Source organism: Legionella norrlandica (genome assembly GCF_000770585.1).
Taxonomy (GTDB): Bacteria; Pseudomonadota; Gammaproteobacteria; order Legionellales; family Legionellaceae; genus Legionella; species Legionella norrlandica.
Genome location: NZ_JNCF01000042.1, coordinates 1 through 23,914, shown reverse-complemented (window position 1 = coordinate 23,914; position 23,914 = coordinate 1). Strand labels below are relative to the sequence as shown.

Below are 23,914 nucleotides of genomic sequence, written 5' to 3'. Positions count from 1 at the left end.
GGTTGTTTGCCACAAACAATATTGCATGATGCAATGGATGAATTGGAAGAAGGGGTTACCTTGTCAGAAGTTAATACCACCACTATAGAACAATATTGCATTGATAGATGGAATCTTGTTTACCCTCGTCAAAATAATGATGATAAAAAGCTTGTTTTTGCTTATTGTGAGTGTGCCAAAACAAAACTATTAGATATCATTAAGAAAATAGATGAATTATCTAATAAGGAATATGAAGATGCTATTAAAAACATTAACATGCTCTGTTCTGGAAATTTAAAAAAATAAAATAACTCACTATAACCAATACTTAACAAGATAATATAATGATATATAACTTGCCCAGAGATTTATAAGGGTTAATGCATGTCGCTTAATACTACCACGCTAACCAAACAAGAAATTAACTGGATTCTAGAGCAGCGTACTACAAGGCTTACAGATAATAAAGAAGTTTTAATTTACCCAATGGGAGCTGAGCGTTACTTATCATCTGCCTATCGGGCCATAAAGAAGACCGATATAACATACGAGATGAGATTAGTGGGAAAAATATTTTAATTATTCCAGGTTATGGCAACAGTGCCTTTTTATTTGCCAAAGCAGGAGCAAAATCCCTAGTTGTCTATGATAAGGATCCGGTAACTATTGCTTGGGTAAAAGCATTTAAAAAATATTATCATTTCAGAGAGTACGGTACGAATGGCAAGCCATATCCCTCCATTGGAGAGCTACTTGCTGCTCTCACAAAATGGTATCCACCTCTTCTCAAATTACCTAAAGGAATTATTAGCAATTCAATTTTTTGGATAGTTAACCCTAAATTATTAAGAAAATCATATATTTATTATATGTTAGCATTAACTCAGATGGCTATACGATCGAAAGTTCAAAATGAGTTTGAATTGGATAGTGAGATACAATTTTATGCAGGTGAATTGAAGCACTTAATAAAGAGTAATAAATATAAAACGTTCGATATGGCTTTTGTACCTTATCTTTTAGGTATACAAAATGGAATAGAAAAAGAGAAGGATATTGTTAATTTTATTAAGCAAATAGCAGAGCTTGTCCCCTCAGGCCATGTCTTAGTAACTCCCTCAAGAAGCACTAAAGAGTTTCGTGTGGTTGGGCAAAGTTATTTTTGTACTACAGGGTACACTAATATAACAGAAATCCCTGGTTTGAAACCTTTTGTTATTACAGAAGATAAATTTTGGTTTAAGACTCAAGGTCTTGCTGTACTTGGGTTAAGAAATGCTCAAGATAGGTAGTTTTATGGGCTTCATTCTGAAGCCCCATGCATATAAGATAATTTTCATTTCAACTGAAATATATTATCCTTCCTCTCATCTGAAATTAATGTATTGGTCGTATTTTGATGAATGGTTCCCCCATGAAAAGTCAGATAAATCGGTAAAGGGGGATCTTCTTTTACCTTATCCAACCCCTTTTTTGCGATATTTCTCACATCAGAAGAAACGGCCTTGGAGTATATTATTCTTAAGCTGTCAATCATCATAGATTGTCGTTTCGAATCATACTTATCCCAATAGACAAATTTTTCAGTCAAATTAGCCGCTAGTGTTGGATTGATTTTTTCCAAGCCAAGGATTACATCAGCAACGATTTGATAACCTTCTCCTGTACTGGTATGAAACCCGAATGGATTTTTTATAAATGATCCTATTAGAGCATATACTTTATTAGGATTAGATAAATCAAAAGCGCGATGGTGTATTAATTTTTTTACTCGCTCGACTACGTTCGTAGAATGTGCAGAAGCTTGTATAATAAACCAATTATTAAGAGCTTCAGGCTCTTGTTTCGAATAGTGATAATAATCATCTAATGATTCATCCGCTTCATCACAATTCATATCACATAATAGAGCTAAGGCTGAAATGGTCTCTGTCATATTCTTGCCTAAAGCATCCCTGAACTGAAGGATTATTTTTTCTTTGGTTTGTTCGAAATCAGTGTATTGTAGATAAGAAAAACAAACTGCTGCCAAACGACGTATTCCTGCTTGCTGTAAATTAAAGTTTTCGAATTCTGATTTACCATAACTTTCTGTTGTTTGCAGTCGAAAAAGGCAATTGAAAAAATCAGCTCTTAATTCTTTTGCTAAAGCACGCTGAATCAATTGACGGCCTTCATTTAATTTTTCAAAATTAGGTTGATTCTGATTTTCAATTAGCTCCTCTAAAGAAGGTAAAGTAATTAATTCAGCTAACATCCATTCATTCAAGGATCTATCCGAGAGTAATGCCTTGTAAGTAGCAAGAAATTGAGGGGATAACTTTATTTTTTTACCAGCACAAAAATCCTTAAGTAAAACTGAAATGAGTTGTTTTGCTGCCTCGCAACGATTATACAAATTGGTATCGTACTGCATTAGTAATAACAAATCTTGTTGAGAATATTTATACTTCATTCGTACTGGTGCAGAAAAGCTACGTAATAAGGAAGGAGTAGGGCGGTTATCGATATTTTCGAATTGAAATTCCATTTCATTTTGATTAACCATTAGTAATTGATCACTTACTATTTCTTTCCCTGCGTTATCTAGTAAACCCATTACTAATGGGATAGGTCGATTTTTCCCATTAATTGTTTTAACATTCAAAAGGTATTGCTTTGTATCTGGGTTAAATTCATCTGTTATTATCAACTCTGGAATTTCTGATTCTGTAAACCAGGGTAAAAAAGAATGGACATCCATAGTAGTAGAATGGCTGAGTGAATCCATAAAATCTTCCAGGGTGACAGCACGACCATCGTTATCTTTAAAGAATTGAGTTACCCCTTGGAAAAACTGTTCTTTTCCAATAGACAACATCATCATGCGAAAAATATCAGCACTTTTTTCATAAGCCGCTGCTGTATATAAACTTCTTACTGCTGTATAGGAGCTTTGACGAGGTGCCCGTTCGTCCAAATTTTTACCATCTAACCATCTTACCAAATCAGTGCCAAACAATTCTTCTCTAAACATCGCTGCTCTGAAAGTAGTAAGACCTTCTTTCAATGGTAGGTTAAACCAGTCTCTTATAGTGACACGATCCCCTGACCAATAATGAAAAAATTCATGAGCCACAACCTCTAAAACACGTAAAATTCCTAAATCTGTTTTACTTTCTGGAGTTGCAAATAGATTTTCAGTATTGAATAAATTTAAACCAGTTGGCTCCGAAGCACCTGAGGCGTATTTATCAACCCCAGCTACCATATGGTGTTGCAAACCACATTCCAAATCAAAAATTCTTTCATCCCACGCCATTGCTTTCTTCAATACTTCCTTGGCGAAATCACATTTTGCTGTTGCAGCAGGAGGGACATAGAATTCAATAGGCAAATCACGACCGGATTTGGTGTGAAAATGGGTTATTGAACGTTGGAGTTTTCCTCCAACCAAAGCAAATAAATAACTGGGTTTAGGAACATCATCTTCCCAGGTTACTGAATGGAGGTTAAAAGGCAATTCTTTTTTGTCTATTATTACGCCATTAGAAAGTAAAACAGGGTATTCTTCTTGATCCGCTATGATAGTGGTTTTATAAGTTGCTAAATTATCGGGTCTGTCAGGCAGATAAAGGACACGTCGCAATCCTTCTGTTTCTGCCTTGACAAGGACGGTTCCCTCAGTCTCATAAAGCCCAAACAAGTCAGTATTTTCGCCTAACAACGAAGTAGTTTCTATGATAAAAGAATCACCTTGAGGTACATTTTTGATTGTTAATGAATCTTCTGTTAGCTCATACTCATTACTGTCTAATAATTTACTATTTATGTGCAGAGACACTAAAGTCATATTTTCACCATCCAAGACTAGATCTGGAGAATGTGATTCCAGCTTGGGATTAGGGACTACTTGAAGACGAGCCTTGGATTCAACAGGGCTTTTACTGAGATCGATTTGTAAATCAACGTGAGTTACAAAATAATCAAGAACTTTATAATCACTTAATTTCTTTACCTTAGATTGCCCTGTTTTCATAAACACTCCTGATTGCATCGAAAAAAGACGATGATGTCACCATATAAGATCACACCAACAATTTCAATACGAAGCCGATTCTTATTGTTGAGGTTAACGAAAGGCTAATTTGCTTTTTAATTCAATTTCCTTATGATATCTCCAAACGTTGTTAAAAGGATTTTTAAATGATTGAATCAACTTCAAGCAAAAGAAATGTGGCAGTTATAGGTGGTGGCACTGGGCTAACTACTGCATGGGCGCTAGATAAACAGCAACAGTTTAACGTCATTGTATTTGAACAAAATAATGATTTTGGTGGCCATATCCAAAGCATAAAAGCAAACGAAGTAATTCTTGAAGGAGGAGCAGAGTTTATCGGTAACCCAGATCTTTACCCTAATGTTCATCGATTATTCCAATACCTTAAAGTGCCTTTGCAGGAATTTGAGCTTAATATAGATTTCCATAATATTAACAAGGATCATCACATTGTGTTGCCCCCTGTGTTTCATACTGATGAACACGATGATATTTCTATTTTAGGTTGCTTGTCTTTTTTCAATGTATTTAGGAAAAATAAACCACAAAAAGACGCACATATCTCGTTTCATACCTTGTATCATGATTTCTGTAACTTATTATCTATGAATGAAATCATTAATAAAGCTAAAAAAAGATTACTAAATCCAGATGAGCTAATTACTTTAGAAGATTTTGTTAATTCCTACATCAATGAAACATCTGGTTTAAAATCTCATCGAACGGATTTTGCCAATAAATTTCTTTACCCATTAATTGCTGCGGCTTGGGGTGTTTCTGTGGATACCATAAAAACCTTTGGTGCACATTATGGAATGAATTATCTAACAAGCGGTCCAACATGGTATGATGCTACCGAGGGCTTGAGTTCTTATATTCATAAATTAATGGCTAAGTGCCATAACACTCAATTCGTCAATAATACCCCGATCAAAAAAATTATTCCTATAGTAGATAACAATGGTCAAACGAGATATCACTTGCTTAAAAGCGATGATACTTATTGTTCTGATACGGAAGGGCCAGTAATATTTGATGATATTGTTATCACTACTCCAGCTTATATTACAAAAGAGTTAATTAGTGAATTACGAAGTAATGCCCTAAATGACCTGCAGAAAAAACTGGCAAAAGTTCAATACTATGATACTACTGTAGTATTTCATCGAGACAGCACTTATCGCACGCCTAACAATACAGTTGTACATACTCGAGTTGATGGGGAAAACGCAGCTAATACTATGTGTAAAGAATGGAAATTTAAACCGGCTGAGATTCCCATCATGAAAACCTGGGTCTTACCTGGCCAGCCAATGCCAGAGAATATCGTTAAGGTTGTTCAATATAGACATCCAGTAATGAATCGGGATTATTATGAAGCACAGCAAACTATGCATCAACATCAAGGGTTAAGTGGGCTATGGTGGGGGGGTATTATGGCTGGTTATAATGATTCGCATGAAAGCGGTATCACAGCTGCCCTCACAGTCGCAACGATGTTGTGTCAACAAGAGCATTGTTTAGAAGACAATAAACGTTTGGCAATGTTTCCCGATATACTGGATGATGTCGAAGAGTGTGCATTGGGAATGGCTCCTGTGATAAACGCTCACGCGTGAACGTTTATCTTTACACATCGCAGCCGCTAAACCATGGTGATCAATTGTAGTTTTCATTTCTATGCCTGAACTAACTGCATCGTATATTCTTTTTAGACGCTCATTAGGATAGAGGACTCAATGTTTTGCACGAATTTAGGATTAATTGTAATTAATTGCATGAAATGGTAATATAAAAATCATATTGATTTTAATATCAACATTATGGATGATGATAAAATCAATAAGTTAATGAGATTGTATAATGCAGAGGAGTAGTATTTTGTTATCCAATACAAATAAAAGAAAGACTGAAAGCAGTAATAACCTCAATGGTAATGGATTTGGTTCTTCGCAGAAAAAAGAGCGGCGAACAGGTGAGTCTTTCATATTTTTTAAGTCGGTTGATTTATTTAAACAGTATAATGTTCGATTAGTAACACCTGGCCGAGATGAAGGAAGCATTTATCGTGATCTTCATATTACTTCCTATGCCATAAGCGATGGTTTTATAAAAGCACTCGAGAGCAATGGTTATTATGCGGATGTAGGGGAGTGCACGGAATATTTCATACGCGGAATACAAACAAAAGACGATAACCGTATTGTAGGAGCTATCTATTATCAGTTTGGTACTGATGATAATGCCTTCATAGACAGCCTATACATAGAAAAAGATAGTCAACGTAAAGGGTATGGTTCTTTATTGTTACTATCTACTTTTCAACAATTGAGGGATTTTAGCTGTAAAAAAATGCGGTTATGCGTCACTTCAGCATCAGTAAATATGTACACGAAATTTGGTTTTCTGCCCAACTTAGATGTGCTAAATGACGATGAAAGAAGTGAATATGATGCCATTGAAGATGAACAGGAAAAACTAGAGTGTTTCTGCGAATTTACTGACTGCGATGAGCCATTTGAAGCGGATCTTACCAAACCTGATACTCTTGCGAAGATTAATGCCTTTGAAATGGCTTTAAAAAGGAAAGTCCAGTCTGCTGATTCATCAAGCGTTTTGAGCCTTAAACAGTGATATCGAGTTCACTTTTAATTCGATTTTTCCCAAGAGGGGTAATTAAGCTCAATTTTCTAATTATGGAATGAAGTGATTATGAAACAGGATAATTTGGCTTGTATTTTGAGCATCGCGGGAACAGATCCATCTGGAGGAGCTGGTATTTCTGCTGATATTAAGGCTATTTCTGCTACTGGTGGCTATGCAGCTACTGTCATTACTGCCTTGGTAGCACAAAATACTCAAGGGGTTCAGTCAATACAAAAAATTTCTGCTGATTTTGTTGAAGAACAACTAAACTCAGTATTTAGCGATCTGAACATTCAAGCAGTTAAAATAGGAATGTTGCATGATGAAAGAATCATTCAAGTAATCTGCAATACCTTAGAAACATTAAGGCCTGATAATGTGGTATTCGATCCGGTTATGACGGCTAAAGATGGTTCCTTATTACTTGAACTTGACACCATATCAGTCTTAAAAGAAAAGCTGTTAGGGCTTACTTATCTTATTACACCAAATTTATTTGAGGCAGAGCAGTTACTAGGGGTTACTATTAGAAATTCACAAGAGATGCAGTCTGCAGCAATTACTCTTGGTAAAGAATTCCATATTAATGTATTAATTAAAGGAGGACATTTAAACGAGAAAAACTCACCTGATTTACTTTACGATATAAAAGAAAATACTTGTCATTGGTTTCATGCTGAACGTATTGAGACCATAAATACCCACGGTACAGGTTGCAGCTTATCGGCAGCAATTGCCTCTTATCTTGCACAAGGGTTATCTCTTATAGCTTCTATTGATTCAGCAAAAAGCTATTTAAATCAAGCGATTCAATCCGGAAAAAGGTATCATCTTGGGAAAGGGAGCGGTCCTGTTGATCATTTTTATTTTTTGAACAATAGAGTTTGAGACTGAGGTATTTAAAATTGTTGCGCTGGAGAAAAGTTAAAATGAAAAATTTTATTCTAATGAGTAAAAGCTTAATAATTATGCTTATATTAAGCATGCCATATCATTCGCCTACTTATGCTGATGCGGCGCATCATAACACGGTGACAAATGAACAAGAAAAGCCATCCATGAGATTGTCAGTAGAAAAAATAACTGATGTGGGGGATTCAAAACGAGTTCTAGTGAAACTTGTTCGTATACAAAATAATAAACCGGTCCAATTGCAAGATCTTAGCCTAGTACACACTAAAAAGATCCACATGTTAATCATCGATGACGGACTCAGTGATTACAGTCATGTTCATCCAAAACCGACTGATACACCAGGAATTTATCAATTTATGTGGAATCCTAAGAAGATAGGATCCAATTATCGTATATGGGCTGATTTGGTTCCGTTGGATACCAAACGACAAGAATATTTAGTTACCGATTTGATTACGGCGAAAAATACAAATGAGAGGATCACACCAAATCAATCAATGCAAGCAATTGTTGATGGCTATCAATTCAAACTATCATTTGCATCAAACCGTTTAGAACACGGTAAAGCAGCTATGGGAAAACTAATTATTAGTAATAGTCAAGGTAAGCCAGTACATGACCTAGAGCCAGTAATGGGAGCTTTTGCACATATAGTTGGTTTTTATTCGGATTTTAAAACAATCGTTCACATCCACCTATGGGAAAAGAGCCTACACAATCTTCAGATAGGGGCGGTCCGGAGTTGGAATTCCATATTTCTCCAGAAAAAGCTGGAATTATTAAATTATTTGTCCAAGTGAAAATCAAGGGAAAGGAATTGTTCATACCGTTTAGTTTCACCGTATCGTAATAATCATTTTCATTATGAAGAGAAACTGTAATTTTCACAGATTAACTGTCTTTCCACAAGGTTATCCACATATTTTGTGGATAACTAGTTGCTGTCGCGAAATTGAATTGATTTCTGTAGATAGAATTTTGGCAAATTTATAAAATTTCTACTATTGATGGAGTCTCTCGCGGCCGAATCCGGAGTTACTTGAATCATCACAAAGCTGGCAATACGAAGAAATTATGAGGTGGTTTATTCAAGCCTGTCGAGATAGCGCGGCGAAATATCGCTGCAACTATTTTCTGCAAGAACGGCCTACATTGCGAAACTATGCGATAATGCCGATGGGTTTAAATGTTCATGCGACTGCGTGAGATCAGTTGTTCTCACTTCATCAAGGCGGGTAATTGCCGCCAAATCAACACGCGCTGGCCAAGTCCCCATAATTTATTCCATAATCCAATGAATTGTTCGATTTTCTAATTCAAAGTGAGTATCAAGAAGCATAGAGGCTTTTGTTATTGTCTTAAACACTGATTGACAAACTGAATCACTCGGATAATGCAAACAGAAGTTTTTCCTTATTAATGGTACCAATTCAAGTTTTTTAAGATATAAATGATCATCAAAAGTTAAAAAATACATCAGCGATAAATCTTTTTGAAATTCTTCATATCCAAGTATTCCTTCGTAATCATTAATTAAATCACCGCAGCCATATAAAATCGGACAGTGATTATAAATTTCAATTCCAATCGGGTGATGAGATGAGTGGCCATGAATAATATTGACACCAATCTCATCAATTAAGGCATGAGCAAAATTCTGATGCTGTTTCGGGATCGCATACCCCCAGTTACCCCCCCAATGAATGCTGACTATACATAAGTCGCAAGGTTCTCTATGATAGTCAATTCTTTCTTTTATTTGGCGAATTGTATTGGCATTCAAATTGTCTAATAGCCATAATCCAGGCTTTTTTAGAGTAGCACGCCATTTGGAAGGAATTCCGCTGGAATGAATTCCCATTGAGAAGACTAAAATTCTTTTTTTATGTCCTGGAATGGAAAGAATAGCAGGGGCTTGCGCCTCTTGGATATTATGGCCAGCTCCTGAGAAACGAATATTTGCTTTATGTAGAGTCTCAAGCGTTTCTAAAAGCCCCGGAGTACCCCAATCCAGTATATGATTATTGGCTAAAGCACAGACATCAATGGCAGCGGAAGTAATTGCATCGATATTATCAGGATTCATTTTGTAATGGATCCCTTTATACAAATCAGGAGTATTGCTTTTGGTAATACTGGTTTCTAAATTAATGATACGGGCGGAAAGGTTTCTTTTTTTTAGCTCATATAAACCGTCACCCCATAAATAATTCCCACAAACACCACGAGGTATTTCTCCACTCGTATTTTCTGCTAGTAATACATAATCTTTTGCATCTTTCACATAAGGTTCATAAAGACGAGGATCTGAGGGGTGAGGTAAAATTTGATCAATCCCTCGACCAATCATCACATCACCACATAAAAATACTTGGAATTCCTGCATTGAAAACATGAAATATTCCGATCTTAATAGTTGCTATTTAATTGAGACGCTATACTAATAATAGTCTTTTAAGGAAAGTATCTTACGCAAGAGTTTTTTACTGACTTTGAGATGATATTTTTTGTATAGATGTTCAGAAATTTTTTCTTCATCACTTTTAAGCATATCATCTTTTTTAAGAAATGTTAGAATATCCTCTGTTACTGCCCATTGATACATTAACCATTTCCATTTCTTTTGGTGTTTGCCTACAAAATCTGCTTTGAATAGAGTAGTTGATTTTTCATGAAGAACAGCAATTTTAAATAAAGCAGGGTTTAAAGACTGAATATAGTCATAGGCCGCTTTAAGCGTTTCACCTGTGTCATTGACATCATCAATCATTAATACACTCTTTCCCTGGATAGAAACGTTAACTGCTGCAACCACTTCTGTGGATTCTTGCTTTTGTGCCCCCCCAGAGTAATGACTAATTTGTATTGAGCCTAAATGGCGAATATTTAAAAAGTCACAAATAAAGCGTGCAGCAGGGAAACCACCTCTTGCAATAGCAACTACTACGTCAAAATGATAATTTGATCGCTTAATAATATGAGCCAGTTTATAGCTGATTGCATAAACCTCATTAAGGGTTATTATTTTTGCAGAAAAGTCCTGTTTCATAGAAAAATAATCTTCTAATAGTAGAATATATCATTTATTATAAATGACTTATTAATATAAATAAAATTCAGGGAACCCTTTAGAATTGTTGGCAATCGGTCTTATTACTATGGGCAAAATTATTTGTTTGATGTTGGAGGAGGGGCCAAATCTTCCAATTTAATATGAATATCACGTTGTTGAACCGCAATTGAAATATCGTGTTTACGAAAGGCCTCTTCAATAGCGAAATTTAATTCGCTTTTTACAATCGATTTTTTATTAACATCTTTGATCATGCATGAGAGTTGAAAAATTAATGCATTGTCTCCAAAAGCACTAAATAATACGGCAGGTTTGTTTCTGCCACTTTTAATTATATCATCCTGCTTATTTGCAATTTCCAATAAAAGTTCTTTTATGAGCTTCAGATCACTGCCATAGGCTACCTTAACTTCACAACTAACACGCCAATAATTGTCTGTGAGCATATAATTGACTACCCGGCGTGTGATCAAATCTGAATTTGGAATAATGATGTCTTCATGAGTTGGGGTAAGAATTTGCGTAGATCTTACTCTAATTTTTTTTACAAATCCTTCAACACCATCAATGTTAATTCGATCCCCGGGTCTTATTGGCTTTTCAATCAGCAAAATAAGGCCTGAGACAAAATTATTAACAATACTTTGTAGACCTAAACCTATCCCGACTGAAAGTGCTCCTGCTATAATAGCAAGCCCTGTGAAATCAAAACCAGCTACCAGGAAACCAGAAACCGCAGCAATAATAAAACCAACATAACTTAGAATGGAAGCGATAGCAACTTGGGTTTCCTCTTCATCTTCAAATTGTTGATAACGGCTAACTCTAGTTGAAATAGCGCGAAAAATTAAATAAAGGAAACAAAAAATTATTACACCCAATATAACGCGAGTTGGTAGATTTTGATATTTGCCAAGGCAAAACCATGTAACAATTTATCATAGATTGTTTCGATGAAATTCGTGGCAAAACCCCAACATCTTCCTATTAAATAGATACTTATAAGGATGACAATTAATTTTAATGTTATTTTTAAGATGTAGAACTCTGTGAATAATTGATCTTTTTTATACCCAAACAACTGTACGATATTAATTTTGCTATGAGAATAACTTAAAGAAGCATAAAATTTGGTGATGCTCTGTTCTATTAAAATAGTAATATAAAGAATAAAGAACGTACAAATTCCTGATAAAGTGAGTTGCATGGCTAAAATATAAAAGCCAGCTATATTAAGGATGGCACAACTAATGAGCAGAGTAAAAATAAGAAGGTGAAGAAATTTATAATATCGTTTTATAAATGCGATATGGAGGTGGGAACGACAGAAATAATGTGCAAAATAACCAGTGGTAACCAGTAACAAAAAGAGAAAAATAGATTGGGTTAATTCCCAGACTACTTTGTTGATACTCAAAATCTCTGACAGCTTTTGACCAATAGCAGCAAAAAAATAAAAAGAAAGTGCTACAATACTCAATGTCTCAAAAAACTCACCATCCATGGCATACCAATTAAAGAAGGCTCTGAACTTTTTTACTTTGAATAAGCCAATAATTAACAATATTCCAGTAAGAAACAGGAATATTTGTTTTATCAGAAGAAATTGAAGGTTCATCAGCTGGGCTTCACTAGCAAACAACCAGATATAACTCAATATTGAGCCTGTCATAATATATAATGTTACAATAGTGAGCTGGTGCCATTGGAGTTTTTTAAATTTTAGATAACGACGAACAAATCTAGACTGTCGAAGTTTTAATAAAAGCACAACAGAAATTAAAAAACTAATCACTGTAATAGAAATCCATAGATAAGTTGGAAAATTTTGTATCGGAAACTTATCTTTGGGATAACTTATCCACTTGATATTGTCAGAAAAATTGGCAATTTTATTTATTGTTTGCAATAAAGGTGTGTTGCGCGTCAGGGTTTTTTCTTGCTTTAATTGTAAAATAGCTGCTTTATAAGCTTCTATCGCTTCTTTTGCTCGAATTGAAAATAATCGACACTTAGACTGTTGCTCTGCTAATTCCTTTTTTTGATTGTTCAAATAAATTAAGTCGGCTCCTTTATCATTCCCAGTGGAAGTGGCCTGTTTAATAAGTGCATCAACATTGTTTAATTTTTTTTGTAAATCTGCTACACATTGCTCGGATTGAGTTGATAGTTCGCTTAAGGTTTCTACTGCTATCTTAAGATTATTTAAATTAAGATTTTGAGTAGATAGTTTTAGATTAAGTTGATCAAATTGCTTATTCGCGCTTTTAATATTAAAACTTTCAGGCAATGCAGTATCTCCCAGAACAGGGGAGATACTGAGAAAGAAAAGCAAAATCACGGTGAATATTCTCATGCTATTCTCTTCATTGCTTGGTTATAAATTACTTACTTACTGGGCTTTCTTATTCTTGTTGCAAAGATTGAATCACCGCGCCTAAGAATCGAGTCGCTTCGCCTCCCGTAATGGCCCGATGATCAAAACTTAAGGATAAAGGCAGCATATTATGCCCCTCTATTTTTTCCTCTTTAGTTACTACAGCTGCTTTATAAAGCCGTCCAACGGCTAAAATAGCTACCATAGGCGGTACAATTATCGGACTGGCAAAGCGTCCAGAGAATTTGCCAAAATTAGATAAAGTAAAGGTTGCTCCTTTTAACTTGTCAGCACTGACCGCGCGATTACGAACAGATTCTTTAAACTCATTAATTATTTTTCTTAACTCGCTATCTGTGTATTTTTCTGCATCATGAATCACTGGAACAAATAACCCTTCTTCATTATCCATAGCAATACCAAGATGAACTTCTTTAAAGCACTGACGTGCAGCGTGTTTGGTGTCAAACCAGGCATTAAGAGAAGGCTCCTTATTGCAGGCATAAATAATTGCACGAATTAATCGGACAGTAATGTCAGTGCCAGCTTTCCAATTATTAATGTCGGCTTCATCAAAAATGCCAACAGGCACTATTTCGGCATGGATTGTACCATGCTAGTAAGCATAGCTCTCCTGACGCCTCGTAAAGGCTCATATCCAGCTGGTGGTTTTGAGTTTTTGTCGGCTTGAGCCTGAACATCTTCGCGGGTTATAAAGCCATTTTCTCCTGTACCTTTTAGAGATGTTAAATCAACCCCTAATTTTTTTGCTAATAACCTGACCGCCGGTGTAATTTTGACTCGTTGACTAGCGCGCTGGCTTCCTATAACAAAAGTATCTTCAGTGACATCGGTGCTTTCTTCTAGGTTACCAACAACAGTACCTTTATCGGCAGGTTTTGCGCTAGTTGAAACAAATGCAACAAGGGGCTCACCTGTTTTAATAACATCCCCGGGCTTACCATACAATTTAGCAATGGTTCCTGACTGAGGACAGGGAACATCAACCACAGCTTTTGCAGTTTCCATTGAGACTAAAGGCTGATCAGCTTTAACTTCATCACCTTCCTTAACAAACCACTCATGAATTTCAGCATCGGGCAGTCCTTCACCTAAATCGGGTAAATTAAAAATATTCATTATCACTCCATTATGCTCATAATAGTGTTTTTAATGCGGGTAACACTAGGTATGTACTGTTTTTCCAGTTGGAAATAAGGCATGACCGTGTCATACCCTGTAACTCGTTGAACTGGAGCTAGTAAATCAGGCAAACAATGCTCCATGATTTGAGCCGAAATTTCAGCACCAACTCCACAAGTTTTTGCTCCTTCATGAACTATAACGCAACGCCCAGTTTTTTCTACAGAAGCCAAAATAGTCTCAATGTCCAAAGGTTTAATTGTTGCTATGTCAATTACTTCGCAAGAAATACCCTCATCCCCCAATTGTTTTGCTGCTTGCAAGGTTTCATGCATGCTGGCACCCCAGCTGACTAAGGTCAAATCATCACCTTGTTGCAAAGTAAAACATTTTCCTAGCGGTAAGGCCTCTCCATCATCAGGAACAGGTTGTTTGACTAGACGATAAATTCGCTTGGGTTCAAGAAAAATAACTGGATCAGGATTACGGATAGCTGCCAGCAATAATCCATAAGCTCGTTTTGGGGAAGAAGGAATCACTACTTGCAGTCCTGGAATATGAGCAAATAATGCTTCTGTACTCTCCGAATGATGTTCTGGTGCTCTGATTCCTCCACCAAATGGGGCACGATAAACCAGGGGGCAATGCAACCTTCCTCTGGTTCTATTACGCATACGCGCGGCATGAGAAATGATTTGATTCATAGCAGGATATATAAAACCCATGAATTGAAATTCTGCAACAGGTTTTAGCCCTTGAATTGACATACCTATAGCCAGCCCAGCGATCATAGATTCTGCCAATGGAGTGTCAAAAACGCGATTTTCTCCAAACCTGTCTTGTAAGCCTACAGTAGCTCGGAATACTCCACCATTTTTACCGACATCTTCTCCAAAAACCACTACACTCTCATCATGAGCTAACTCATATGCCAAGGCCTGAGTAACGGCTTCAACTAAAGTAATATCAGGCATTAGAATATTCCTCCATGGCTATTGCACGTTGTTCTACTAAATATTCAGGAAGTTCAGCGTAATGGTAATCAAAAATACTGCTGACTGGTTGAGGTTTAGTACTTAAGTATTCTTCCACTGCTTTTTCAACTTTTTCGCTGCACTCTATCACCAGCTTTTCTTCATCCTGAGGTGTCCAAATATTGTTTTGCATTAGAAAATGTTTAAAACGTCCAATGGGTTCTTTAACTTTTGCTTTCTCTACTTCTTGAGAAGGTTGATAACGCGTCGCATCATCAGCGGTAGTGTGATCACATAATCGATAAGTTAGCGCTTCAATTAAAGTAGGTCCGCCCCCTTGACGAGCTTTTTCAATAGCATCACCTATGATTTGCCTGGCAGCAAAAATATCATTGCCATCTATTTGAATCCCGGAAAAACCAGCTGCAATGGCTTTTTGTGCTATGGTTTGTGAACCTGTTTGTTTGTCCCTGGGAACAGAAATTGCCCATTGGTTATTATTTACTATAAAAACCAAAGGTAAGTTCCAGGTGCCTGCCACATTCATAGCTTCATAGAAGTCTCCTTCTGAAGTTCCTCCTTCTCCTATACAGACGACTGCTACCCTTTGTTCGTTCCTATATTTGAAGGCAAAAGCTACTCCTGCGGCATGCAAGCATTGAGAGGCAATAGGAACACAAATAGGAAGATCTTCAGCATTATTAGCAAAATGACTTCCCCGCTCATCTCCACCCCAAAAGGCAAGAATTTCTGACATCTTGACTCCGCGTTGCAACTGCGCCGCGTAATCTCTATAGTAGGGAACAAGAACGTCATTTGACTTCATTGCATGGCCGATGGCTGTTGAAATGGCTTCTTGGCCATTAATTGGTGCATAGGTACCCATTTTGCCAGTTCTTTGCAATGCGATTGCTTTTTTATCAAAAGTGCGGGTAAGCACCATGATTTTATACAATTCTTTCAGTGTTGTTTGATTTTCAGCAAATGGTGGTAATTTACTGATTAACTCCCCTTGTTCATTAAGATATTGTGTGTAGCTAACTTCAAATTGAGCAACTGTTGTCATTACATAGCTCCTTGTCAACAACGCGTGGTCATAGGATACTCACAAATTAATTCAAAAACCAGTAATTAATATAATTTACTAATTTGGAATACAAGCTTAAGTAAAATTTTTGTACCATATAGATAAAAAAGTGAAAACTTATAAAATTCATATCATTCCATGAGCTTTTTCTAAGTTTATATATCGATCCATATTATTTATAATTCAAAAATACATGACGTTGTAAGGTGATAATTTGATAAATAGCAGTGTGATCTCACTTGATTACCATAGTTTTCTACCGGAATCCTATGAAAAATTAAGTAAATTACCGGGTTTTGTACTTCTTCAGAGTACAGATAAGTCAATCGGCCGCTATGATATTCTGAGTGCTTACCCATACGAAAGAGTTATTGTTAAGGATAATATTCGGAATAAAGAGTATGTGCTCAGGGAGCTGAAGAATAAACTCAAAATAAAAGAATCAGGCCTTGATCTTCCTTTTCAGGGAGGTGCTATTGGTTATATATCTTATGAGTTTGGCGATTTACTATATGGGCTTGAAACACATCCCAAAAGTTGTTTATCTGGTGTGCCATTGCTAAATTTGGGATTTTATGATTGGGCAATCATAGTAGATCATTATTTAAAAAAAGCAACCTTATTTTCAGGAAATACCCATTCTTCAACTGCAAATATTTTAAGAGAAATAAAAGAAATCATCTTATTAAAAAAAACACTTGAAAAACCTAATCTATTTTCGGTCCAGGGTGAGTTTAGCCCCTTAATTTCCAAAGAAAACTATAAAAATTCATTTAATGCTATTCAACAGGCTTTAAGAGCTGGGCGTTCCTATCAAGTCAATTATACCCAACCATTCCAGGCAGAATTCATAGGAGATCCTTGGAGGATGTATCAAATGGTGAATAAAACTAATCCTGTTCCATATTCTGCTTTTATCAGGCTTGATGAAGCGGATATCTTAAGTTTTTCCCCTGAGAGGTTTTTGCTCTATGATAATGGAGAAATTTTAACTTCTCCTATAAAAGGCACCATACATCGTTCGACGGATCCCTTCATGGACAAACAATTAAAAGAAGAATTATTAAAAAGCTCAAAAAATAACGCTGAAAACATAATGATTGTTGATTTATTAAGAAATGATTTGGGCAAGTTTGCCAAAGCAGGTACAGTTAAAGTAATTAATCTTTGTGCTATTCAGAGTTACCAGGCTGTACATCATTTAGTCTCTGATATACACGCTTTTTGTCGAGATGAAATTCATCCTGTTGAAGCATTTTTTTCTTGTTTTCCAGGTGGTTCAATTACTGGAGCACCAAAATTAGAGGCAATGAAAATTATCAAAGAACAAGAACATTATAGACGAGGTGTTTATTGCGGTTGTATTACTTATTTTTCTAGGCACGGGCGTTTTGATGCAAATATTGCGATTAGAACCATTACAGCTAAAAACAACATGCTGCATTTGGCAGCAGGAGGAGGCATTGTTATTGACTCGGATTGGGAAGATGAATATCGTGAATGTTTTACAAAATTGACTGCAATTATAAATGGAATCAAATAACATCACACGCATAACTAGCGCACATTCATCAGTCATTGTTTTACATGATCTCTCAGAGGATTCATTAATCCTTACTAAACGAAGCGAAAAGTTGAGGAATCATCCAGGAGAGGTGTGTTTTCCTGGCGGATTTCATGAAGCAAAAGATCAAAATTTATATAGTACCGCACTAAGAGAGCTTAATGAGGAGCTGGGTATCACAGCAGACAGAATCAGATTAATTAAAAAGTTAAAAGTCGAAAGGACTCTGGGCGGTTTGATTATTCATCCCTGGTTAGCAAGCATTGAAACAGTCGTGCCATATACTATGAACTTTCAAGAAGTTAGTGCATTAATTTCCGTTCCTATGCTATTGGTAAAAAATTTACAAAATTATAAGAAGATGGTGATTGAAAAAAAAGGACTATGTTTTGTTACTTGCCAATTTATTGCCAGCAAAGAACTAATATGGGGTGCCACAGCAAGAATTATGAAGCAATTGGCTTCCTAATAAAAAATAAATGCCATTTATTATTTTGGGGCCCAGCTTGGGTTAATAAATAGAGCTATTTTTCGTTGAAAAGGAAGTCTAATGCTCATAATTGTACAAATTATTTTTTTTGTACCATGATTATGAATAAGCAAACTTCTTAAATTAAAGGATATGGTTTATGAAGTTATTCAAACTCCTAATCTTGATGATTATTTCCAGTAATTCCTATTCTTTAAATTTGACTATTGGAACTTCAAAATTTAATCCACCTTTTGAAGTTTGGTCAGGGGATAAGAATTCTCTGTATGGATTTGATATTACTCTAATGACTGAAATATGTCGGAGACTGAAAGCAAAATGTACTTTTAAAGCTTATATTTTTGATGAGTTATTCCCTGCTTTAAAAGGTCGCAAAGTAGATGTCGTTATTGCTTCTATGATAATTACAGATGAGAGAAGGCAAAATTTTATCTTTAGCCTCCCTTACCTTGAAAGTAACTCACAATATATAACCAATTTTAATTCGAAAATAAACACATTGGATGATCTCTATAATAAAAAAATTGGCGTAAGAAAAGGGACTCCCTATGGTAAACAAGTGTTGTCGGAAAAGCGTAATAACAACATAATTATTTATTCGCTTATACAAGATATGCTTGATGGGCTGAATGCGAATCAAGTTGATGCGAGCTTGATGGATTATGAAGCAGCAAAATATTGGATAGCTTCCGAGCCCAATGGATATAAATTAATCGGCGATAAAATTCCTATTGGAGATGGATATGCTATTATGGCGAATCCTGATCAAACTCAATTAATTGAGCAAATCAATGAGACTCTACTGGAAATGGAATCAGATGGCGGTTATTTGACCATTTATTCGGAATATTTTTAATAACAATTATAGGGTAATGTGCGTTGAGTGGAGATTTATAATTAGGGTAGATTTGGGATAAGATTATCCCAAATGCTGGATTTGTTTAGACAGGTGCTACTGTTTTTTGATCTTTTGATGATTGCGGTTCTGCTTCTTCGTCCTTAAGGGCACGCCGTAAAATTTTACCTACATTAGTTTTAGGGAGTTCATCAAAAAACTCAACAACCTTAGGGATTTTATAAGCAGTCAAATGCTCTTTGCAGTGATGAATAATTTGTTCGACTGTTAGTGTGGTGTCTTTTCTAACAATACATGCTTTTACGCGCTCCCCAGACTCCTCATCAGCAATTCCTACAACTCCGACTTCTAATACACCGGGATGCATTCCTATGACTTGCTCTACTTCATTAGGATATACATTAAATCCTGAAACCACGATCATGTCCTTTTTTCTATCCACTAAATAGATAAAGCCTTCTTCATTCATACGCGCAATATCACCAGTTTTTAGAAAACCGTCTTTGGTAAATACTAAAGCTGTTTCATCCGGCCTTTTCCAATATCCGGGCATAACTTGTGGCCCCTTAATGCATAATTCGCCACTTGCCCCTATAGGCACTTCTTTCCCTGATTCATCACGTATAGAGATATCAGTTGAAGGAAGAGGTAGCCCAATACTACCATTATATCCTTCGAGATACATTGGGTTTATTGTGACAGCAGGACTTGTTTCAGTTAAACCGTAAGCTTCCAAAACACGAGTCTTTGTCATTTCTGACCATTTAAGAGAGACGCTTTTTTGTAATGCCATACCGCCTGATAATGCTAATTTTAATTTAGAAAAATCAATTTCTTTAAATTTGGGATGATTTAGTAAGGAGTTATATAAGGTATTTACTCCAGTAAATGCTGTAAAACCTGAATTTTTGATTTGATCTATAAAGTGGCCTGTATCACGTGGGTTTGTGATAAGGATATTTTTTGCACCAATTTTCATGAAGGTCAGGCAATTGGCAGTTAAGGAAAAGATATGGTACAGGGGAAGGGCTGTTACAATAATATCTTGATCACTTATTCCAAGAGGAGCTATCCATGAGTAAGCTTGCATTACATTAGCTATAAGGTTGCCATGAGTCAAAATGGCTCCTTTTGCAACTCCAGTAGTTCCTCCGGTGTATTGCAGGAATGCCACGTCATCATGATTAAGCTCTATGCGATGAAGCGTGGCTTGTTTGCCTTCCATTAACGCATAATTAAAAGCTACTGCATGAGGAATTTTATAGGCTGGGACTAGTTTCTTTATGTGATTAACGACAAAATTGACTATAAAACGCTTAAATGAGGGGAATAAATCGCCTATTTGTGTGACAATGACATGTTTGACAGATGGCATCGAGGGCAATGCTTTTTCTATAGTTTTTGCGAAATTCTCCAGCACTATAATAACTTCTGCTCCAGCATCATTCATTTGATGTATTACTTCATCAGCGGTATATAATGGATTCGTGTTTACTACCACATAACCTGCTCGCAAAATACCAAACATGGCTACAGGATATTGCAAAATGTTAGGCAGCATTATTGCGACTCGTGCCCCTTTTTCCATACCTAACTGCTGCAGATAGGCGGCAAAATTTCTACTTAAATTATTTAAATCAGCATAGGTAATTTCGGTCCCTAAGTTGGAATACGCACTTCGTTTAGCATATAGGCCGCATGATTCATTAAATAAAGATACTAGGGATAAATATTGACTTACGTCAATTTCATGTGGCACTCCATTTTGGTATTGTTCAAACCATCGTTTATCCACTGTGATATCCTTCTGTTATTGTTTTCCACGTGCTAGTATAAACAAAAATCTTATTAATGGATATCATGCTAATGAGTGAAAATATAACTAATACACAGGCATTTAAGTTAAAAGGTAGGTTGTATACTTTAACCGTTTTGCATGTTTTAAATACAAATAAGGAGGCTTTTTCTCAACAATTTGCTGAAATTGTTGTTAAAGCACCCAAATTATTCGAAAGAACACCAGTGGTTTTTGATTTATCTTCTGTGAATCATTTGGAATTTGATTTGCAGGAGTTATGTCAAATTGCTCGTAATTATGGCATGGTTCCCGTAGCTATCCAGGGTGGAAATCCCATGCAAGAAACTCTGGCTCAGTGTCAAGGATTAGCTATCCTCAATGCCTCTACTTCGCATGACAAGCCGATTATTAATGAATCTGCAGAAGGTCTTGCTGGAGAAAATGTTAAATCCAAGTTAATAACTACTCCAGTACGTTCAGGACAACAAGTTGTTGCTAAAGGAACTGATTTAATAGTTGCTTCCTCGGTTAGCCATGGAGCAGAATTATTGGCTGATGGAAATATTCATGTGTATGGTACACTAAGAGGCAGAGCTTTGGCAGGAATATCTGGTGATACTGAAGTGAGAATTTTTTGTCAATCATTGGATGCCGAATTGGTTTCTATTGCTGGTTTTTATCGTCTAAGTGACGCTATTGAACCAATTAATGGCCCATGTCAAATTTATTTATCAGAAGAACATATAGTTATTGAGCCATTATGATTGACGCAGTATTTATTTCTGATCTTCATTTGCATCCAGAAGATAAAAAAATTCAAGCCAGGTTTGATTGTTTTATAAATTGGGCACAACGATCTGTGAAAAAAGTTTATATTCTGGGTGATTTCTTTCATGCATGGTCCGGTGATGATTCAATAGATGGATGGAGCCAAGCTGTTGCGGGACAAATAAATAGACTCAGTCAAACAGGACTAGAAATTTATTATATGATCGGAAATCGGGATTTTTTACTTGGTTCTGTATTTGCCGAGCAAGCTGGATGGAGAGTTCTGACAGAGCCTACGGTAATTATTCTGGGGAGTAAAAAGGTTTTATTGGTGCATGGTGATCGTTATTGTCTTAAAGACAAATCTCACCAGCGATTTCGTTTATTAACAAGAAACAGACTATTTTCATTTGTTTTTTTAAAGTTACCTTTGTCATTTCGTGAACGTCTAGTTAATAAAGTTCGCAACATTAGTCTTAATAACCACAGTAAGTCCCTTGAAAAAATGGATGTAGTTCCTTCTGCTATAATTCAACACATGTCTTACAACGGAGCAGACACTTTGATTCATGGTCATACTCATAAACCAGGTTCAACGACTTATCAATATAAGGGGAAAACGTTAACAAGATACGTCCTGAGTGATTGGGATGACTCGCCCAAATTATTGTGTTATGATAATACAAAGGGTCTCTATTTTACCCAATATGATATGTCATGAGGAGTTACGTAATGTCTAAATCGCCGAAAGAGTTGAAAGAGGAACTTGAAAGAATCCGAAAAGAGGAAGTAATGGCTAAACAGAAGAGGGAGGCGGAAGAATTAAAAGCCAGCAGAGAAAGCTCCCGCGCAGCGGCTGAGGACAAAGTGAAAAAAGGCAGGTATACCAAAGATCCTCAGACAAGGGAGCAGATCACTCTTTATGAAGATGCAATTAGAAGAGCTGAAGGAGTACTGAATGCTGATGTAATGGCTTATACGGATGCTCGTGCTGCCATCATGGGTTTGTTAAAAATGTATTCTGCTCTTGTTAAGGCGCTTTCTCAGTCTATGAAAGAAATAAGACATTCTGCTGGAGAAAAATTTATAGTAACTCCTTTCTTTTGGATTAAAGATAAAATTGCCAGCAAATTAACGGGTAATCCTGAAATTGATTTGCCTGAACTCATGCATGAAGTGAGTTATACTGATGATAATAAATTGAAAATTGAACCCCTGACACGTTCTGACAATGGAAATGAAAAAGGAAAATTAGATGCCATATATGAAAAGTTGATTTATATGTGGTTGGAGGAAAATGGTTATACACCTGATAAGAATGAGCCAGGAAAATTTGTTGATGCCAATGGCGCTCACTTGGATAAGGCAACATTTGAACAACTAAAAAATGATCCAAGTCATGGCCTTAATTATTTCTTAAGTGAACAAGAGCCTGATGTACAATTCAGACCTCGTTGATGCATTTGTATACCTATCCTGGAGCCTCCCGTATTGTATGACGTAATACGGAGGTTAGTGGCTTAAAATTTTTCCTGGCTTTCCAGGGCTCGGGTATGACCTCGAATTAATGTACTGTTTTGTTTCTTATAAATAACTAGCAAATTTCTGCCAAAACCTGCTTGATTAATACGCTCCCAAAATTGTTCCCACCGACCTTTGGTTGATATCAACGCTCTTAAATGCAGAACCATTAAAATACCCTGATTTTTCCACTTCATTCTGATTGGCAGAGGCGTTGTTTAATAAGAGTCTTGCAAGCTGCTTCGGTAACCCCCGAGCCAATGGGCAAATTGTTCATTTGATAAAAATTATAATTCATGCGTTGCCTTTGATTTTTAAAATAGGTAATCGCACTTTTTAGTTTGTCAACAAGCCCCTGTTTTTGTCTATTGGGTAGCATGTTGCTCATTTCACTAAAACCTTCATTGACCATGAGTACACAAGTACCATCAAGACTCACAGATACCGTGCTAACGACGTCATCAATTTTAGGCGTTTCATACATCCAGTCTGCCTCCGCAGCTTGAGCAATTGAGTTCACCATAACCACGACATTCATTTTTTAGCACGAGAATTAGATGATTGGTTAGTTGAAGGAGTTCATGCCCTTATCGATGGCAGTTATACACCACGATTTCTTAAGCGTTGTTATTTTTCAGACGAAATGATTGACCAACTCCATTCCAAATTATTTTTCACTAA

General features: G+C 36.2%; 19 protein-coding genes and 4 pseudogenes. 12 read left to right on the top strand and 11 right to left on the bottom strand.

Annotated features, from left to right (window positions below):
• Both OK13_RS10070 and OK13_RS10065 read left to right on the top strand, forming a co-directional pair.
• Positions 1 to 288: pseudogene (locus tag OK13_RS10070) on the top strand (hypothetical protein); the annotation flags it as partial.
• A 78-nt stretch (positions 289 to 366) separates the two neighbouring features.
• Positions 367 to 1,274, top strand: a pseudogene (locus OK13_RS10065) (ABC transporter permease).
• 44 nt (positions 1,275 to 1,318) lie between these two features.
• On the opposite strand, the gene pepN reads toward OK13_RS10065, so the two are convergent.
• The gene (gene pepN / locus OK13_RS10060) at positions 1,319 to 4,000 is read right to left on the bottom strand and encodes an aminopeptidase N (protein WP_035890634.1); all 2,682 of its coding nucleotides are present in this window, start codon (positions 3,998 to 4,000) and stop codon (positions 1,319 to 1,321) included.
• 167 nt (positions 4,001 to 4,167) lie between these two features.
• Here pepN and OK13_RS10055 point away from each other — a divergent pair, with 167 nt between their 5' ends.
• From OK13_RS10055 to OK13_RS10040, 4 genes are all read left to right on the top strand, one after another.
• Positions 4,168 to 5,640 (top strand): FAD-dependent oxidoreductase, encoded by a 1,473-nt coding sequence (locus OK13_RS10055; RefSeq protein ID WP_052117652.1) that lies wholly within the window; start codon positions 4,168 to 4,170, stop codon positions 5,638 to 5,640.
• Positions 5,641 to 5,902: 262 nt separating this feature from the next.
• The gene (locus OK13_RS10050) at positions 5,903 to 6,655 is read left to right on the top strand and encodes a GNAT family N-acetyltransferase (RefSeq protein ID WP_035890633.1); all 753 of its coding nucleotides are present in this window, start codon (positions 5,903 to 5,905) and stop codon (positions 6,653 to 6,655) included.
• 78 nt (positions 6,656 to 6,733) lie between these two features.
• Positions 6,734 to 7,555 carry a bifunctional hydroxymethylpyrimidine kinase/phosphomethylpyrimidine kinase gene (thiD, locus tag OK13_RS10045; RefSeq protein WP_035890632.1) on the top strand — a complete coding sequence of 274 codons (822 nt, stop codon included), beginning with the start codon at positions 6,734 to 6,736 and terminating at the stop codon, positions 7,553 to 7,555.
• 41 nt (positions 7,556 to 7,596) lie between these two features.
• Positions 7,597 to 8,382 carry a hypothetical protein gene (locus tag OK13_RS10040; RefSeq protein ID WP_338151680.1) on the top strand — a complete coding sequence of 262 codons (786 nt, stop codon included), beginning with the start codon at positions 7,597 to 7,599 and terminating at the stop codon, positions 8,380 to 8,382.
• Between the two features lie 347 nt (positions 8,383 to 8,729).
• Here OK13_RS10040 and OK13_RS15880 read toward each other — a convergent pair whose 3' ends face one another.
• The 8 genes and pseudogenes from OK13_RS15880 to pdhA form a co-directional block, all read right to left on the bottom strand.
• The gene (locus OK13_RS15880) at positions 8,730 to 8,858 is read right to left on the bottom strand and encodes a hypothetical protein (protein ID WP_277619296.1); all 129 of its coding nucleotides are present in this window, start codon (positions 8,856 to 8,858) and stop codon (positions 8,730 to 8,732) included.
• Positions 8,859 to 8,861: 3 nt separating this feature from the next.
• A complete protein-coding gene (locus OK13_RS10035) occupies positions 8,862 to 9,977 on the bottom strand; it encodes a CapA family protein (RefSeq protein WP_035890631.1) in 1,116 nt (371 codons plus the stop codon).
• Positions 9,978 to 10,022: 45 nt separating this feature from the next.
• Entirely contained in the window at positions 10,023 to 10,631 is a 609-nt protein-coding gene (locus OK13_RS10030; protein WP_035890630.1) for a phosphoribosyltransferase, read from the bottom strand.
• A gap of 119 nt (positions 10,632 to 10,750) precedes the next feature.
• Positions 10,751 to 11,536 (bottom strand): mechanosensitive ion channel family protein, encoded by a 786-nt coding sequence (locus tag OK13_RS15395; protein ID WP_241480510.1) that lies wholly within the window; start codon positions 11,534 to 11,536, stop codon positions 10,751 to 10,753.
• The gene (locus OK13_RS10025; protein ID WP_241480509.1) at positions 11,527 to 13,011 is read right to left on the bottom strand and encodes a hypothetical protein; all 1,485 of its coding nucleotides are present in this window, start codon (positions 13,009 to 13,011) and stop codon (positions 11,527 to 11,529) included. The genes OK13_RS15395 and OK13_RS10025 overlap by 10 nt, the downstream gene beginning before the upstream one ends.
• A 49-nt stretch (positions 13,012 to 13,060) precedes the next feature.
• Positions 13,061 to 14,172, bottom strand: a pseudogene (locus tag OK13_RS16055) (dihydrolipoamide acetyltransferase family protein).
• Between the two features lie 2 nt (positions 14,173 to 14,174).
• Positions 14,175 to 15,149 (bottom strand): alpha-ketoacid dehydrogenase subunit beta, encoded by a 975-nt coding sequence (locus OK13_RS10015; protein WP_035890629.1) that lies wholly within the window; start codon positions 15,147 to 15,149, stop codon positions 14,175 to 14,177.
• Positions 15,142 to 16,215, bottom strand: coding sequence for a pyruvate dehydrogenase (acetyl-transferring) E1 component subunit alpha (gene pdhA, locus OK13_RS10010; RefSeq protein ID WP_035890628.1), 1,074 nt, complete (start codon positions 16,213 to 16,215; stop codon positions 15,142 to 15,144). Before pdhA ends, OK13_RS10015 begins: the two co-directional genes overlap by 8 nt.
• A gap of 235 nt (positions 16,216 to 16,450) precedes the next feature.
• On the opposite strand from pdhA, the gene pabB reads away from it, so the two are divergent.
• The 3 genes from pabB (at position 16,451) to OK13_RS09995 (ending at position 19,146) form a co-directional block, all read left to right on the top strand.
• A complete protein-coding gene (pabB, locus tag OK13_RS10005; RefSeq protein ID WP_081964910.1) occupies positions 16,451 to 17,779 on the top strand; it encodes an aminodeoxychorismate synthase component I in 1,329 nt (442 codons plus the stop codon).
• Positions 17,766 to 18,269 carry an NUDIX hydrolase gene (locus tag OK13_RS10000; RefSeq protein ID WP_035890627.1) on the top strand — a complete coding sequence of 168 codons (504 nt, stop codon included), beginning with the start codon at positions 17,766 to 17,768 and terminating at the stop codon, positions 18,267 to 18,269. The genes pabB and OK13_RS10000 overlap by 14 nt, the downstream gene beginning before the upstream one ends.
• 160 nt (positions 18,270 to 18,429) lie before the next feature.
• The gene (locus OK13_RS09995) at positions 18,430 to 19,146 is read left to right on the top strand and encodes a transporter substrate-binding domain-containing protein (protein WP_035890626.1); all 717 of its coding nucleotides are present in this window, start codon (positions 18,430 to 18,432) and stop codon (positions 19,144 to 19,146) included.
• An 85-nt stretch (positions 19,147 to 19,231) separates the two neighbouring features.
• Here the strand turns inward: OK13_RS09995 and OK13_RS09990 are convergent, their stop codons facing one another.
• Entirely contained in the window at positions 19,232 to 20,941 is a 1,710-nt protein-coding gene (locus tag OK13_RS09990) for an AMP-binding protein (RefSeq protein WP_035890625.1), read from the bottom strand.
• Positions 20,942 to 21,012: 71 nt separating this feature from the next.
• On the opposite strand from OK13_RS09990, the gene minC reads away from it, so the two are divergent.
• Genes minC through OK13_RS09975 form a run of 3 tightly spaced genes read left to right on the top strand, consistent with a single transcriptional unit; the run spans position 21,013 to position 23,170 of the window.
• Positions 21,013 to 21,708 carry a septum site-determining protein MinC gene (gene minC / locus OK13_RS09985; RefSeq protein ID WP_035890624.1) on the top strand — a complete coding sequence of 232 codons (696 nt, stop codon included), beginning with the start codon at positions 21,013 to 21,015 and terminating at the stop codon, positions 21,706 to 21,708.
• The gene (locus OK13_RS09980) at positions 21,705 to 22,433 is read left to right on the top strand and encodes a UDP-2,3-diacylglucosamine diphosphatase (RefSeq protein ID WP_035890623.1); all 729 of its coding nucleotides are present in this window, start codon (positions 21,705 to 21,707) and stop codon (positions 22,431 to 22,433) included. The genes minC and OK13_RS09980 overlap by 4 nt, the downstream gene beginning before the upstream one ends.
• 11 nt (positions 22,434 to 22,444) lie before the next feature.
• A complete protein-coding gene (locus tag OK13_RS09975; protein WP_035890622.1) occupies positions 22,445 to 23,170 on the top strand; it encodes a hypothetical protein in 726 nt (241 codons plus the stop codon).
• A 155-nt stretch (positions 23,171 to 23,325) separates the two neighbouring features.
• Here the strand turns inward: OK13_RS09975 and OK13_RS09970 are convergent.
• Positions 23,326 to 23,768, bottom strand: a pseudogene (locus OK13_RS09970) (ISKra4 family transposase); the annotation flags it as partial.
• Positions 23,769 to 23,914 lie beyond the last annotated feature (146 nt).

Excerpts from the sequence above, each read along its gene's own strand:
- minC (WP_035890624.1), top strand. The coding sequence starts at position 21,013 with ATGAGTGAAAATATAACTAATACACAGGCATTTAAGTTAAAAGGTAGG.
- OK13_RS10040 (WP_338151680.1), top strand. The coding sequence starts at position 7,597 with ATGAAAAATTTTATTCTAATGAGTAAAAGCTTAATAATTATGCTTATA.
- OK13_RS09975 (WP_035890622.1), top strand. The coding sequence starts at position 22,445 with ATGTCTAAATCGCCGAAAGAGTTGAAAGAGGAACTTGAAAGAATCCGA.
- thiD (WP_035890632.1), top strand. The coding sequence starts at position 6,734 with ATGAAACAGGATAATTTGGCTTGTATTTTGAGCATCGCGGGAACAGAT.
- pdhA (WP_035890628.1), bottom strand. The coding sequence starts at position 16,215 with ATGACAACAGTTGCTCAATTTGAAGTTAGCTACACACAATATCTTAAT.
- OK13_RS09980 (WP_035890623.1), top strand. The coding sequence starts at position 21,705 with ATGATTGACGCAGTATTTATTTCTGATCTTCATTTGCATCCAGAAGAT.
- OK13_RS09995 (WP_035890626.1), top strand. The coding sequence starts at position 18,430 with ATGAAGTTATTCAAACTCCTAATCTTGATGATTATTTCCAGTAATTCC.
- OK13_RS10000 (WP_035890627.1), top strand. The coding sequence starts at position 17,766 with ATGGAATCAAATAACATCACACGCATAACTAGCGCACATTCATCAGTC.
- OK13_RS15880 (WP_277619296.1), bottom strand. The coding sequence starts at position 8,858 with ATGGGGACTTGGCCAGCGCGTGTTGATTTGGCGGCAATTACCCGCCTT.
- OK13_RS10035 (WP_035890631.1), bottom strand. The coding sequence starts at position 9,977 with ATGTTTTCAATGCAGGAATTCCAAGTATTTTTATGTGGTGATGTGATG.
- OK13_RS10025 (WP_241480509.1), bottom strand. The coding sequence starts at position 13,011 with ATGAGAATATTCACCGTGATTTTGCTTTTCTTTCTCAGTATCTCCCCT.
- OK13_RS10030 (WP_035890630.1), bottom strand. The coding sequence starts at position 10,631 with ATGAAACAGGACTTTTCTGCAAAAATAATAACCCTTAATGAGGTTTAT.
- OK13_RS10015 (WP_035890629.1), bottom strand. The coding sequence starts at position 15,149 with ATGCCTGATATTACTTTAGTTGAAGCCGTTACTCAGGCCTTGGCATAT.
- OK13_RS10055 (WP_052117652.1), top strand. The coding sequence starts at position 4,168 with ATGATTGAATCAACTTCAAGCAAAAGAAATGTGGCAGTTATAGGTGGT.
- pepN (WP_035890634.1), bottom strand. The coding sequence starts at position 4,000 with ATGAAAACAGGGCAATCTAAGGTAAAGAAATTAAGTGATTATAAAGTT.